Genomic DNA, 13800 nt, shown 5'->3' on the forward strand with positions numbered 1-13800 from the left:
AGCGAGGTGTAGCCGTCGTTCTCGGACCGGTCGAAGCAGCCGGTCACGTCCGCGATCAGGTCGACCGAGTTCCAGCCAGAGTGCGTCAGCAGGCGCCCGGTCGGCGCAGCATGAAGACGTCGATCGCGTCCTCCGCCACCGCGGTGAAACCGTGGCGCTCGTACAGCCGCCGGGCGGCGCTGCCCTGCAGGACGTTCAGGCGCACGGGCACGCCGTCGCTGTCGGTCCGCCGCAAGAGGGAGTGCAGGACGGCCGATCCGAGGCCTCGGCCGTGCAGGCCCGGAGCGAGATAGAAATGCTCCAGCCACCACCCGTCCTCGGCCGGGCGCAGGGTGACGCTGCCCGCGAAGGCACCCTCGGCCACTATGACCGACGTGTACTGCGTGGAGAAGGAATCGCGCAGCCGCTGCCGGACCCGGTGCTCGTCGAACCGTCCCAGCCGCTCCAGGTCCGGGCGCATCACGATCGCCCTCAGCTCGACGACCGTCTCGACATCCGCCGGCTCGGCGGAACGCAGCGACCATTCCACGGGACGGGCCGCCGGCTCCTTCGGCCGGGTCCCGGTCGCGCGGACGAACGGCAGGTCCCGGTCGGCCACGTGGGTCAGCGGGCCCGCGGCCCGGAGTACGACGTCGAGGACAGCGTCGGGCTCGGCCGCATAGCAGTGCGCGAACCACGGCATGTTGGCCTCGACGATCGCCCAGCCGCCGTCGGCGAGCCGGCCGACATCCACGCACACGGCGCTGGGCAGCCCGTCGGCCGTGGCTTCGAGCATCTCGCGGGCGAAGGCCCGGGCGGGCGCGTCCAGCGGTGCGGGATCGGGGCGCCCGTAGACGGCGTAGCGGCTGCCGGCGGCGACCTCCCCGTCGAGCACGAACAGCCTGTACTCGGCCGCGAACTCCACGACGCCGCTGACGAGGACCGGTGTGGCCGCGTCGGGGGCGGCCGGCAGTGCGCTTCCGTCCTCGTACACCGCGGCCGGGAGCAGGTCGATCTTCGCGGAGGGCGGTTTGACGAAAGCGGGTTCCCGCAGGGACCGGGCCTCGGCGAGCGTCGTGAGTCGCACGGACCGCCGGAGGAGGGGCTGCGGCACCGTCGCCAGCCAGTCGTCGGCGGGTTCGAGGAGCCCGACGCCGAGCCGGCCGGAGAGGACGTCGGCGGCGAGCGGGCCTCCGTACCAGTACGTCTCGCGGCCCTCGGCCTGCTTGACGTGGGCGACGACGTCATGGCCGCGCCACGCCGCTGCCTGCGCGAGGAGTTCCGCCGTGGTGGTGCGGGGCGGGTTCAGGAGCAGGGTGGGCGTGGTGCGGTCATCCATGGCGGCGAGCGTACAAGGGGGCCTCGGGGGCCCGCTCGGCTATTCGGGCCGGGGTCAGGCCGCGCGCCGGCCGGCCGGGCGCTCCTTCTCTCCGTTCACCACGACGACGCCCGGGATCTTGGCCGCCGCCTGGTAGAGCGCCGCGGCGATGCGCGACGGTACGACCTGCTCGACGGTGGAGGCGAGTTGTTCGGAGCTGCCCGTCCCTATGGATACGACGGGCGCCTCGACCGCGGTGGTACGGGCGGACGCACCGGTGCCGGTCGGGCCCTGGGCGGCGTAGAGCGCGATCACGCCCGCGAGCGCGGTCGGCGGTGATCGGGATGCCGATCAGCAGGGGCCGTCGTACGGACAGTTCCCGTGTCCTGGGTCTCATCGGGGCGGCGAGATTCTCGCAAGGGGCCGGCGGATACCGTATCCGCGGATCCTCAGCCTTCTCACCGCATGTTCACCGTTGCCGCATGCCGCAACGGAACTGAACGTGACACGGTGGATACGTCGTGCAATCGGCCGGCACAGCTCGGAGGGGATCCCATGAACTTCGTACGCCACAAGACGGTCCGGTCGGTGACACCCGCGCGGCGCCGATTGGCGACGGTGGCCGCGGCTCTGACCGCGGCCACCGCCATGGCGCTGGTGACCGCGGCACCGGCGAGCGCCGAGGTCAAGGCCACCTGCGGTACCTACATCTGCGTGGCCACCGCCTACCAGGGGCGTGACTACGTGCAGGACATCACCGTCACGACCAGGGACGGACTGCCGGGGACGCTGCGGGCCTTCGTCGGCGACTACCGGAACAGCAGGGCCGGCGTCTCGCAGGCCCGGTTCGTCGTCAACCGCGAGTTCAGGGCGTACCCGCGGCTGGCAATCTGCGGTGGTCTGGATCGCAGTGGCAGGGTGATCGAGAACCACTGCGTACTGATCCCCTGACGGGTCCCGGTGACGGCGGCGGTGGCGGCGCAGTGCCGTGTGGTGCCGTGTTGGCGCCGTGTGGTGCCCGCCCGCCCGACCCGCCGTGCTGGGAAGATGGCCGCATGGAACGTGTGACGGGAATCGGTGGGTACTTCATGCGGGCGGCCGATCCGGCGGCCTTGAGCGCCTGGTATCGCGAGTGCCTGGGCCTGGATGCCGATGAGCACGGCCTGTGGCAGCAGGGAGCCGGGCCGACGGTGTTCGCGACGTTCGAGTCCGGGACCGACTACTTCGGGTCCCGCGCCCAGCAGACCATGCTCAACTTCCGGGTCCGCGATCTGGACGCGATGCTCGCGCAATTGCGCGCCAAGGGCGCGGACGTGACCGAGGAGACGCAGGACATGGAGGGCGTCGGCCGATTCGGCTGGGTCACCGATCCTGCGGGCAACCGGGTCGAGTTGTGGGAGCCAGCCTAGGAGCCCGCCTAGGAGCCCGCCCGGGGAGTCCGCCCAAGGGGTTTCCCGGCCCCGGGTGCCTGGTGGGGTGGGCGGGCGCATGCTGGTGGGAGGGGGCGCCGGGGGCTGTGGACGGGATGTGCTCATGGGCGTGGGCAACGTGGGAACCGGGTCGCCCGGCCGGCGGCTGTTCTCGGGCCGGGACCGGGCGGTCATCGCCGCCGCCTCGCTGTCGATGCTCCTCGTCCAGATGGACTGGTTCGCCCTCAACCTGATGCTGCCCGTGATCGCCCGGGACTTCTCCACGCCGACCACCAATCTGCAGTGGCTGGTCAGCGGCTACATGCTGACGCTGGGCGCACTGATGATCACGGGCGGCAGAGCGGCCGACGTCCGCGGGCGGCGCACCGTCATCGTCTGGGGCCTGGTGGGCTTCGCCGTGATGTCCGTCGTGTGCGCCGCCGCGCAGAACGAGGTCTGGCTGGTCGTCGGCCGGGTGGCCCAGGGGGCCACGGCCGCGATGGTCTTCCCCGTCGCCGTGGCGGTCGTCACCGCCTACTTCCGTGACGACCGGCAGGGGCGCGCGGTGGGTACGGTGCTGGCCTTCAGCGCGATCGGCACCGCACTCGGCCCGTTCGTGGGCGGCGCGTTCGCCGAGCACGTCAGCTGGCGGGCGGTGTTCCTGCTGAACGTGCCCTTCTGCGCCGTCGCGGCCTTCCTGATGCTGCGGTTCGTCACCGACACCCGCGACGAGGAGGCCGGTCACGGCCTGGACCTCCCGGGAGCCGTCACCGTGGCGGGCGGTCTCACCGCCGTCATGATCGCAGTCGACCAGGGTGGCCACTGGGGCTGGGCCTCCGCGGCGACGCTGGCCTGTTTCGCCGCCGGAGCGCTCCTGCTGATCCTGTTCGTACTGATCGAGCGGCGGACGGCCGAGCCGCTGCTGGACCTGTCCCTGCTGCGCAACGGGCCGTTCGTGACGGTGACGCTGGCCGGCTCCGTGTCCAACATCGTGTACTGCCTGGTGGCGGTCCTCTCCGCGCTCTACCTCCAGCAGGTCCGCGGCCTCTCCCCGCTGGACGCCGGGCTGGTCTTCCTCGCGCTGTCCGTCGGCGCCGGGGCCGCCAGCTACTGGTCCGGCCACCTCGCCCAGCACCGGCGGCCGGAAACGCTGATGGCGGGCGGGATGCTGCTGAGCGGCGCGGGCCTCCTGGCGCTGACCTGGACCGACCCACTCCCGCTGTACACGGCCGTCTTCGCGGTCGTGGGCTTCGGAATCGGCCTCGGCTGGGCGCTGACGAACGTGGCCACCCAGTCGTACGTCCCGTCGAGCCGCCTCGCCGCCGCCTCCGGGCTGGTGCTGACGTCGTTGGTCCTGCTGGGCGCGATGGCCGTGGCGGTGGCGGCGACCGTTCTGGAGGTCCTGAGCGGCTCGGAGCAGCGGGCGGCTTCGGACGGACCGGCCATCGAAAGCGTGCTGCGCGTCGCGGCGCTCCTCTCGCTCGCGGGCGCGGCCGGCCTGCTCCCGCTGATCCGCGGACAGCGGGCACCGGACCCCGCCCCGACCGTCAACCTGCCGTCGCTCTGACGCCCCGCCGAACGCCCGTTACAAACCCTGAACCCATTCGGCGCAGAGAGGGAAGAGCGCCACGTGCGGCGGGCGTACACGAGGGAAGGCTCCGTCTCCGTGCCTCCCACGGCCTGCTTCGCGCGCTCCCGCAGTGCGCGTCATCACGGCCTTGACACATGCCCGATACAAGCAAGAGTCACGGGTATGTCTGCATTGGGCAACACGACCCGTGTTGGTGGCGTTTGGTGGTGGTTGGGGGCCAGAGTGTGCCTCCTCGGCAGGACGCCGGGAACTGTTCGGAGCCCACCCGCCTTCACGGCCGGGGAGGGCCGCTGTCTGTTGAAGGGGTCATCTTCATGTCTGCTTCTCTCGCCACCCGCCGGGTCCTCTCCGCGTTCCTGGCCGCAGGCGCCCTGGTCGGCGCCGCCGTCCTGCCGGCGGCCGCCGCCGACAACCACGGGCGCGACCACCGGGGCGCGCAGTCCTCGATCGTCATCGGCGACGTCCAGTACGACAGCCCCGGTCGCAACGACCGCTCCGCCCGCGCCCTGAACGGGGAATGGGTCGAGGTGAAGAACACCGGCCGCCACGCCGTCAACCTGCGCGGCTTCACCCTCACGGACCGGCAGGGCAACCGCTACCAGTTCAAGGACTTCCGGCTGGACGGCCGTTCCGGCGTCAAGGTCCACACCGGCCAGGGCCGCGACACCCGCCACGACGTCTACCAGGACCGCCACCACCAGGTGTGGGACGAGCGCGACAGCGCCACGCTCCGCGACAACCGCGGCAACGTCCTCGACTCCGACTCCTGGGACGGCCGCCGGCACCACCGCAACGGCTGATCGATCCCGCGCCTGACGGGGTGACCGGGCCGGCCGCCACACCGAAGAGCGTGTGAACCGCCGGCCCCCGCCGCGAGCGGCGTGTCACGGCCATCCGGCCGCGGCACGCCGCTCAGGTCTGTGCGGAGGCCGACGGGCTCACGCCCGGCTCCGGGGTGTTCTGGCCGCGCTGCGGGGTGTTCTGGCCGCGCTGCGGCAGCAGGGCCCTGCAGGTTTCGAAGGCCTGCGCCGACTGCGGGTCGGAGGTGGGGAAGCCCCTCGTTCCCGGCGCGTTCGGGGTGGCCGACGGCAGCGCCACGCCGTGGTCCTTGAGGCAGCTGGTGAACGCCTTCATGGCGCTGCTGTCGCCGCCGCCGGGGCCGCCGCCGCGCCCGTTGAACTGCGGGCGCAGATCCGCGCATGCCTGGGTTGCCTCGTTGCGCTGCGGGTCGGCCGACGCCCGGCGGCCGGGGCCTCCTGACGCACCGCCCCACCCACCGGCACCGGCACCGGGCCCTCGCGTGCCGGTCGGGCGCGGAGACATCGTGACCCCGTGCTGAGCCAGGCACTGGCGGTAGGCGTCCATGGCCTTGGCGTCCGGTGACGGCGGCGCCGAGGCGGAGGCGGAGGCCGCCGTACTCGCGGCGCCCGCGCCGGAGGAGCAGCCCGCGAGCAGCAGCCCGCACGCCGCAAGGGCCACGGCGGACAGCGCGGCAGTCGGCCGGGGCGTGGTCCAGGGCATGTCCGTCGTCTCCTCGGGGCGTCGGGCCGCCGACGGCATGGGCGCATCGGCGACCGCGACTGAACCGCACGGAGATAGGGGCAACCGGGGCGTCCGCTGGGAGTTTCCTGACAGTGCGCGGGCCCCTTCGCTCCGGGGGTGGACGGAGTCCGCACCGTACGCACCGGATAGGGGGCTATGCCCACTTCCGCCGGGCGTGGCGTTCCCAGGGAACTCCCAGGAAGCTCCCAGACCCTCCAAAGTGCGGGCGGCCAGGATCCCGCCCCATGAAGGTGCTCCCACGGCGGCGCAGGGCCGTCCTGATCAACTCGGTGCTCTCGGTGGCGGTCCTCGCGGGCGCCGGCGGCGCGTATGCGGCGGTGACCAGTGGCAGTGACGGTCCGGCGCGCGGCGGCGCGCGGACCATCGCGGTCACCAAGGGCACCGTCCTCGCGACCGTTTCCGGCTCGGGGTCACTGAGCTCGCCGAGCGACGCCGGGGTGAACTTCACCACCGGCGGGCGGCTCACCGAGGTCGACGTCAAGCCGGGAGACAAGGTCACCAAGGGACAGCTGCTCGGGAAGGTCGACGCGACCGCCGCGACGGAGACGCTCGCCCAGGCCCGGGCCGCGCTGACAGCGGCCCGGGCGAACGTCACCAAGGCCGAGGCGGGACAGGTCAGTTCGGCGTCGGGCAGTGGCGCCTCGTCCTCGCGGGGCGGTTCCGCGCCGACCCCGGCGCCGACGCCGACCGTGGACCCGGCGCAGGTGGCCCAGGCCCGCGCCCAGCTCACGCAGGCGCAGAACGCCGTGGACGCCGCGCAGCGCGCCGTCGACGGGACCGTACTGAAGGCACCGGCCGCCGGGACGGTCGCGTCCGTCTCGGCGAAGGCGGGCGACACGGTGTCCGGTACGAACGGCAGCGGCGCCGCGGGGGGCGGCAATGGCGGCTCCGGCGCCAACTCCGCCTCCTCCAGCGCCGCTTCCCCGGCCTCCCTCTCCGGGTTCGTGGTCCTCACCAACCCGTCCGGCATGCAGGTGACGGCGAACTTCTCGGAGGCCGACACCCTCAAGCTGAAGCCGGGCCAGCCGGCCACGGTCACGCTCAACGCGATGACGGGCAAGGTCCTCAACGCGCAGGTCCTGTCGGTCAGTTCCCTGCCCACCGGCAGCGGTTCCTCCTCCGGCGGCGGCAACTCGGGCGGCGGGAGCGCCGTGCAGTACGCGGCCACCCTCACGATCACGAGCCCCACCGACGATCTGCGCAGCGGCCTCAGCGCCAGCATCCAGGTCGTCGTCGGCGAGGCGTCCGGCGCCCTCTCGGTTCCGACCGCCGCCGTGTCGGGGACCGGTGCGAACCGTACCGTCACCGTCGTCAAGGGGGACGGCACCGCCGTACGGACTCCGGTCACCGTCGGCCTCGAAGGCGACAGCACCGACCAGATCCTCAGCGGGCTGACGGAGGGCGAGCAGGTGCAGCTGGCCGCGGTGTCCTCGACGGGCAGCGGAGGCTTCCCGGGCGGCGCGTTCCCCGGTGGCGCCGGATCGGGCGCGACCCGTAATCGCGGGACCGGCGCGGGCGGCATCCGCACCGGCGGGGGCGGGGGTGGGCGCGGATGACGCCGCCGGTGATCGAGGTGCGCGCGCTGCTCAAGACGTACGGGCACGGCGATGCCGCCGTACGCGCGCTCGGCGGGCCGCGCGATCCCGCCACGGGCCGCCAGCCCGGTGTCGAACTCCTCGTGGAGCAGGGTGACTTCGTCGCCGTCATGGGCAGCTCGGGTTCGGGCAAGTCGACGCTGATGAACATCCTCGGCTGCCTGGACGTCCCCACGTCGGGCCGCTACCTCCTCGACGGGATCGATGTGGGCGGCCTGGACGAGCACCAGCTCTCGCTGGTCCGCAACCGCAAGATCGGCTTCGTGTTCCAGTCCTTCAACCTGGTGCCCCGCACGAGCGCCGTCGCCCAGGTGGAACTGCCGCTGGCGTACGCCGGGGTGAAGGCCGCCGAGCGGCGCCGGCGCGCGGTGGCGGCACTCACCCTGGTGGGTCTGGCCGACCGCCTGGACCACCGCCCCAACGAGCTCTCCGGCGGCCAGCAGCAGCGCGTGGCCGTGGCCCGCGCGCTCGTCACCGCGCCCGCGATGCTGCTCGCCGACGAACCGACCGGAAATCTGGACAGCCACAGCACCGAGGAGGTCCTGGCCCTCGTGGACGGGCTCAACGCGTCGGGCCGTACCGTCGTCCTGATCACCCACGAGGACGAAGTGGCCCGGCACGCCAAACGGGTGCTGCGCCTGGTGGACGGGCAGATCGTCGAGGACGTCCGGCAGGCGCCCGTCGGCGGTCCCCCTCCCGCGATGTCCGAGCCCGCGCGCGCTGTGGCCGGAGGCCTGCGGTGAACCCGTTCCAGACGCTGCGCTTCGCCTTCGGCGGCCTCGCGGCGAACAAGGTGCGCTCCGCGCTGACGATGCTGGGCGTGCTGATCGGCGTCGCGGCGGTGATCCTGCTCCTTGCCGTCGGCAACGGCTCCTCGCAGGCGGTGAAGGACTCCATCGAGAAGCTCGGCACCAACGCCCTGACGGTCTCCTCCGGCAGCGGATTCGGCGGCTCGCGCTCCGGCTCCGCCACCGCAAGCGGCACGAAGCCGCTGACCGTGGAGGACGCGCGGGCGCTCGCCGACCCCTCGGCGGCGCCGCACGTCGAGTCGGTGGCGCCCGAGGTCACCACCTCGCAGACCGCCCTGTACGAGGGCACCTCGCACACGGTCGGCCAGGTCGTCGGCACGTACCCGGCGTACTTCAAGGCCTCCAACAGCAAGGTGGCCAAGGGCGACTACTTCAGCGGCGACGACGTCCTGGCGTCCCGCAAGGTCGCCGTCATCGGCTCGACGACCGCCGCCGACCTGTTCGGCACGGCCGACCCGGTCGGCCGGAAGATGGTGCTCGGCGGCACGCCGTTCACCGTCGTCGGCGTGCTCGCCGCCAAGGGCGGCACCGGGTTCCAGGACCCGGACGACGTGGTGGTCGCGCCGCTGCCCACCGTGCAGAACGCCTTCACCGGCTTCGGCTCGGTCAGCCAGATCCTCGTCGAGGCCACGTCCGCGCAGGCGACGGCCGGGGCGCAGAGCGAGATCACCGCCGTCCTGATGGGGCGGCACGGCATCAAGGACCCGGCCGCCCTCGACTTCCGGGTGTCCAGCCAGGAATCGCTGCTGACCACGCAGGCGTCGACGAACAAGACGTTCACCGTGCTGCTGGGCGCGGTCGCCGCGATCTCCCTGCTGGTCGGAGGCATCGGGATCACCAACATCATGCTGGTCACGGTGACGGAGCGGACCCGCGAGATCGGCATCCGCAAGGCGATCGGGGCTCCCCGGGGCGTCATCCTCGGCCAGTTCCTCGCCGAGTCGACGCTGCTCTCGCTGATCGGCGGCGGGCTCGGCGTCGCGGCCGGGCTGATCGGCTCGCACTTCACCATCGTCGGCATCAAGCCGGTCGTCATACCGGAGTCGGTCGTCGGCGCCTTCGTCATTGCCGTGGCGATCGGGCTGTTCTTCGGCGGATACCCGGCCAACCGGGCCGCGAGCCTGCGGCCCATCGAAGCACTGCGGCACGAGTGAGCCGGCACACGCGGGAACAGGGAGAAGCTGACATGGCACGACGCCGCACCGAACTGGAGAAGCAGCCCGAGGCGGGCGACGACCGGTACGCGCCGTTCGCCGAGGTGTTCACCGCATCAGCGGCCGGGGAGGATCCCTTCCCGGAGGAGCTGATCGTGGAACATCCCGTCGCGCACGGCCCCGGCGGCGATCCCCAGGAGATCCTTTCCGAACCGCCGGACACCAGGGACATCTCGGCGGAGCTCGCCGCTCCGCCCCGGCCCCGGCTGCCCTGGCTGACACTGCTGCTCTCGGGCGGGGTGGTGGCCGGGCTCGCGTTCACCGGGGGCGCCCTGGTCGAGAAGAGCCACCTCCAGGGTGCGCCCGGGGCCGGATCCGGAGGCCGGAACTTCGCGGCCGGGGCGGGCGGCCAAGGACGTACGGGCTCCGCCCAGGCAGGCAACGGGACCACCGGCCAGGGACAGGGAGCCACCGGACAGGGCCGCGCCGGAACCGGACCCGGGAACGGGAGCGGGAACGGGAGCGGGTCCGGGCAGAGCGGCCCGCGGCAGGGGTTCGGCGGAGCGACGGGCGGCCCGGGCGCCGGGGCCGGCGTGACCACCGGTACGGTGAAGCTCGTCGACGGCACCACCCTCTACGTCACCGACGCCCAGGGCAACGTCGTCAAAGTCACCACCGACACCAACACCCAGATCACCCAGGCCAAGAGCGGCAAGGTGTCCGACCTCCAGCCAGGTCAGACCGTCACCGTGCGCGGCAGCCAGACCTCCGCCGGCGATGTCGCCGCGACGACCGTCGCCCAGGGCGGCGCGGGCGGATTCGCAGGCGCAGGCGGATTCGCAGGCGCAGGCGGCGGACGGGGCTGAGCACGAGAGGGAGGACCCCATGGACACGGCCACGCCCGAGGCGAGCCTGCTCGTCGTCGACGACGAGCCGAACATCCGGGAGCTGCTGTCCGCCTCGCTGCGCTTCGTCGGCTTCCGGGTCACCTCGGCGGCGAACGGCGCCGACGCCCTGGCGGCGGTCGCCAAGGAGCGGCCCGACCTGGTGGTGCTGGATGTGATGCTGCCCGACATCAGCGGATTCGCCGTCGTACGCCGTCTGCGCGAGGCGGTCGGCAGCGGGTCCGGGGCCGAGCATCTGCCGGTACTCTTCCTCACCGCGAAGGACGGCGTCGACGACAAGATCAGCGGGCTCACGGCCGGCGGCGACGACTACGTCACCAAGCCGTTCAGCCTGGAGGAGCTGATCGCCCGGATCCGCGCGATCCTGCGCCGCACCGGCGCCCCGACGGGCGAGGGCCGCCTGGTCGCGGGCGACCTCGAACTGGACCCGGTGGGCCACCAGGTGCTGCGCGGCGGCCGGCCCGTCTCCCTCTCCCCCACCGAGTTCAAACTGCTCGCGTACCTGATGACCCATGCCGATCGCGTCGTCTCCAAGATGCAGATCCTGGAGCACGTGTGGGCGTACGACTTCGGCGGCGACCTCAGCATCGTCGAGTCGTACATCTCGTACGTGCGCCGCAAGGTGGACTCGGGCGCGGACGGCGCCGTCAAACTCATCCACACCGTGCGCGGCATCGGGTACGTCCTGCGCCGCCCGCAGACCTGACATGGCGAGGCGTTTTCCCCTCTCGCTGCGCTCGCGGCTCGTGCTGCTCTCGATCGCGCTGGTCGCGCTCGGGCTGACCGTCAGCGACACCGTCGTCCTCGGTTCGGTGCGCGCGCAGCTGGTGGGGCGGGTGGACCAGCAGCTCGAACGGTACGGGAACTCGGTGGCGTACCGGGTCCGGGCCGAGGGCACCCCGCAGCCGCACCTCGGACGGGCGGGCGGCGGGCCCGGGCGGGCCTGGCTGCCGAGCCAGTACGTGGTGGCGTTCGCCGACACCGACGGCAGGGTGTCCGACCAGTTCCGGGAGCCCGTCGCGGCCGGGGATCCGGGCCCGCTGTGGCCGGCGATGGACGGGGCGCAGCTACGGGCCAGGCTCGGGCGGGCGTTCGAGGTCCCGAGCGACCACGGTGACGGCACCTGGTGGGTGCTGATCGTGCCCGTGGGCAGCGATGATCCGGCGCTGCCCGCCGGAGTCGTGGTCGCGGCCCCGCTGGACGACGTGTCCTCCACCCTCGACCACCTGGCCACCGCCTTCGAGCTCATCGGCGTCGCGGTGTCGCTGCTGCTCGCCGCTGCCGGCTGGTTCGCGGTACGGGCCGGGCTGCGCCCGCTGCGGCGGATCGAGGAGACCGCGGCGGAGATCTCGGCCGGGCGCCCGTTCTCGCACCGGATGCCGGACGCCTCGCCGCGTACCGAGACCGGGCGGCTGACCAGCGCGCTCAACGGCATGCTCGCGCAGATCGAGTCGGCGTTCGCGGTCCGGGCCGCGTCGGAGGAGCAGATGCGGCGCTTCGTCGCCGATGCCAGTCACGAACTGCGTACGCCGCTGGCCGGTATCCGGGGCTTCGCGGAGCTGTACCGGATGGGCGCGCTCGCCGACGAGGCGGACGTGAAACGGACCATGGCCCGGATCGAGAGCGAGGCGGTGCGGCTCAGCGGTCTGGTGGAGGACCTGCTGACCCTGGTCCGGATGGACGAGCAGCGTCCGCTGGAGCTGGCCCCGATGGATCTGCGCACCCTCGCGGTGGACGCCCTGCACGACACCCGGGCACTGGACCCGACGCGCGAGGTGACGCTGACCGGTCCGGGCGGCGTCGGCCTGCCCGGTCCCGCACCGGTGTGCGGCGACGAGGCGCGGCTGCGCCAGGTGATCGCCAACCTGGTCGGCAACGCCGTCGCACACACGCCGGCCGGCTCGCCGGTACGCATCGGGGTGGGGAGTGCGGACGGCGCCGAGGTGATCGAGGTGGCCGACTCCGGTCCGGGCCTCACGCCGGAGCAGGCGGCCCGGGTCTTCGAGAGGTTCTACCGGGTGGACGCGTCCCGGAGCCGGCAGGCGGGCGGCGGTGCGGGGCTCGGCCTGGCGATCGCCTCGGCGCTCGTACGGGCCCATGGCGGCGGACTCCAACTGGAGACTTCGCCGGGCGGCGGAGCGCTGTTCCGCGTCCGCCTGGAGTCCGCCGGCGACTGACCGGCCGTACGGCCGCTTCTGGCTACTTCAGGCCGATCTCTTCGCAGGCGGCCCTGTACTTGTCGGTGCAGATCTCGGCGATGGTGTAGACGCCGTCCTCGACCACGGTCGACCTGACGTTGCTCTTGGTCAGCGCGACGCCCGGGACGAGCACGGACGGCACGCCCTTGGTGGTCGGGCTGTCGACGATCTGGTTGATGAGTCCGTCGGTCTTCTCGCCCTGGGCGAGGGCGACGGCCATCTCCGCCGCGGCTGCGGCCTCGGGGGCGTAGCGCTTGTAGACGGTCATGTACTGCTCGCCCGCCACGATCCGCTGCACGCCGGCGAGTTCGGCGTCCTGTCCGGTGACCGGGGGAAGGGTGGAGACTCCGGCGGCCTTGAGGGCGGCGATGATGCCGCCCGCCATGCCGTCGTTGGCGGAGTAGACGCCGATGATCTTGCCCTTGCCGAGTGCGGAGAGCGCGGCGGCCATGTTGGCGTTGGCGTTCTCCGGCTTCCAGTCGACGGTGTCGTACTCCTTGCCGACGTTCACCTTGCCGTCGAGGACGAAGTGCGCACCGGACTTGAAGCCCTTGGCGTTCGGGTCGGTGACCGAGCCGTTCATCATGACGATCTGGCCGTCCTTGGCCTTGTCGCCGAGCGCCTCCAGCAGGGCCTTGCCCTGGACCTTGCCCACGTCTTCGTTGTCGAAGGAGGTGTAGGCGTCGATCGGGCCTTCGGCGAGACGGTCGTAGGCGATGACCGGAATCCTGGCGTCCTTGGCCTTCTTGACCGCGCCGGCAATGGCCTTCGCGTCCACCGCGTCGATGATGAGGACATTCACCTTACGGGCGATCATCGCGTCGACCTGGGCGTTTTGGGCGGCCGCATCCTGCTTGGCATTGGCGTAGACCACTTCGCCCTTACCGCGCGTGAATTTGGCTATTTCCTTCTCGATCAGCGGCTTGTCGAACTTCTCGTAGCGCGCGGTCTGGTCCTCCGGGAGGAGGAGGCCGACCTTGATGGCCTCGCTCTTGGCGGAGGAGCCGGACCCGGCGCCCTCCGTACTGCCGCAGGCGGTGAGCGAGGCGGATACCGCGGCAGCGGTGACAGCTACGACGACCCGACCGAGATGCGTGTTCACGACGTAAACCTCCCTGAGCAGGCCGTGTCCTTGCGGCCGAGGTAGACGCAGTCAACTCGGCGCCGACACCCTCGTCAAGAAGTGAATTGTTAACGTGATGGCAACGTTGCCATCACGCTCCGCATCGACGTAATTCGGCGATTAGCGTGCCTTTTCAGTACGATTGACACTGCGGCG

The 13800-nt window shown here is 72.2% G+C and carries 14 protein-coding genes and 1 pseudogene; 10 read left to right on the forward strand and 5 right to left on the reverse strand.

Annotated elements, in window-relative coordinates:
* Window positions 1–85: 85 nt before the first annotated feature.
* The 3 genes and pseudogenes from ACIQU4_RS20050 to ACIQU4_RS20060 form a co-directional block, all read right to left on the reverse strand.
* Window positions 86–517 carry a GNAT family N-acetyltransferase gene (locus ACIQU4_RS20050; protein ID WP_403733084.1) on the reverse strand — a complete coding sequence of 144 codons (432 nt, stop codon included), beginning with the start codon at window positions 515–517 and terminating at the stop codon, window positions 86–88.
* Window positions 518–640: 123 nt separating this feature from the next.
* Window positions 641–1318 (reverse strand): annotated as a pseudogene (locus ACIQU4_RS20055) (ATP-grasp domain-containing protein); the annotation flags it as partial.
* Between the two features lie 54 nt (window positions 1319–1372).
* Complete coding sequence (locus ACIQU4_RS20060; RefSeq protein WP_403732219.1) at window positions 1373–1612, reverse strand: hypothetical protein; 240 nt, start codon at window positions 1610–1612, stop codon at window positions 1373–1375.
* A gap of 240 nt (window positions 1613–1852) precedes the next feature.
* Here ACIQU4_RS20060 and ACIQU4_RS20065 point away from each other — a divergent pair, with 240 nt between their 5' ends.
* The 4 genes from ACIQU4_RS20065 to ACIQU4_RS20080 all read left to right on the forward strand — a co-directional run bounded on the left by ACIQU4_RS20065 (window position 1853) and on the right by ACIQU4_RS20080 (window position 5097).
* On the forward strand, window positions 1853–2248 hold the full coding sequence (locus tag ACIQU4_RS20065) for a hypothetical protein (protein WP_403732222.1): 396 nt from the start codon (window positions 1853–1855) through the stop codon (window positions 2246–2248).
* 104 nt (window positions 2249–2352) lie between these two features.
* The gene (locus ACIQU4_RS20070) at window positions 2353–2706 is read left to right on the forward strand and encodes a VOC family protein (RefSeq protein ID WP_403732225.1); all 354 of its coding nucleotides are present in this window, start codon (window positions 2353–2355) and stop codon (window positions 2704–2706) included.
* Between the two features lie 124 nt (window positions 2707–2830).
* Window positions 2831–4273 (forward strand): MFS transporter, encoded by a 1443-nt coding sequence (locus ACIQU4_RS20075; protein ID WP_403732228.1) that lies wholly within the window; start codon window positions 2831–2833, stop codon window positions 4271–4273.
* A 338-nt stretch (window positions 4274–4611) separates the two neighbouring features.
* On the forward strand, window positions 4612–5097 hold the full coding sequence (locus ACIQU4_RS20080; RefSeq protein WP_403732230.1) for a lamin tail domain-containing protein: 486 nt from the start codon (window positions 4612–4614) through the stop codon (window positions 5095–5097).
* A gap of 112 nt (window positions 5098–5209) precedes the next feature.
* Here the strand turns inward: ACIQU4_RS20080 and ACIQU4_RS20085 are convergent, their stop codons facing one another.
* Window positions 5210–5818: a hypothetical protein gene (locus tag ACIQU4_RS20085; RefSeq protein ID WP_403732232.1), complete on the reverse strand. Its 609-nt coding sequence runs from the start codon at window positions 5816–5818 to the stop codon at window positions 5210–5212.
* A gap of 266 nt (window positions 5819–6084) precedes the next feature.
* Between ACIQU4_RS20085 and ACIQU4_RS20090 the strand changes: the two genes are divergently transcribed.
* From ACIQU4_RS20090 to ACIQU4_RS20115, 6 genes are read left to right on the forward strand one after another with little or no spacing between them, the layout of a single operon-like run.
* Window positions 6085–7416 carry an efflux RND transporter periplasmic adaptor subunit gene (locus ACIQU4_RS20090; RefSeq protein WP_403732234.1) on the forward strand — a complete coding sequence of 444 codons (1332 nt, stop codon included), beginning with the start codon at window positions 6085–6087 and terminating at the stop codon, window positions 7414–7416.
* On the forward strand, window positions 7413–8198 hold the full coding sequence (locus ACIQU4_RS20095) for an ABC transporter ATP-binding protein (RefSeq protein ID WP_403732236.1): 786 nt from the start codon (window positions 7413–7415) through the stop codon (window positions 8196–8198). Before ACIQU4_RS20090 ends, ACIQU4_RS20095 begins: the two co-directional genes overlap by 4 nt.
* On the forward strand, window positions 8195–9418 hold the full coding sequence (locus tag ACIQU4_RS20100; protein ID WP_403732239.1) for an ABC transporter permease: 1224 nt from the start codon (window positions 8195–8197) through the stop codon (window positions 9416–9418). Before ACIQU4_RS20095 ends, ACIQU4_RS20100 begins: the two co-directional genes overlap by 4 nt.
* A 32-nt stretch (window positions 9419–9450) precedes the next feature.
* Window positions 9451–10284 carry a hypothetical protein gene (locus tag ACIQU4_RS20105; RefSeq protein ID WP_403732242.1) on the forward strand — a complete coding sequence of 278 codons (834 nt, stop codon included), beginning with the start codon at window positions 9451–9453 and terminating at the stop codon, window positions 10282–10284.
* A gap of 19 nt (window positions 10285–10303) precedes the next feature.
* Complete coding sequence (locus ACIQU4_RS20110) at window positions 10304–11029, forward strand: response regulator transcription factor (protein WP_403732244.1); 726 nt, start codon at window positions 10304–10306, stop codon at window positions 11027–11029.
* A gap of 1 nt (window position 11030) precedes the next feature.
* Complete coding sequence (locus ACIQU4_RS20115) at window positions 11031–12500, forward strand: sensor histidine kinase (RefSeq protein ID WP_403732247.1); 1470 nt, start codon at window positions 11031–11033, stop codon at window positions 12498–12500.
* Between the two features lie 22 nt (window positions 12501–12522).
* Here ACIQU4_RS20115 and ACIQU4_RS20120 read toward each other — a convergent pair whose 3' ends face one another.
* Window positions 12523–13623, reverse strand: a complete 1101-nt coding sequence (locus ACIQU4_RS20120) for a substrate-binding domain-containing protein (protein WP_403732250.1) — start codon at window positions 13621–13623, stop codon at window positions 12523–12525.
* Window positions 13624–13800: the final 177 nt, after the last annotated feature.

Source organism: Streptomyces sp. NPDC090741, from assembly GCF_044769045.1.
Classification (GTDB): Bacteria; Actinomycetota; Actinomycetes; order Streptomycetales; family Streptomycetaceae; genus Streptomyces.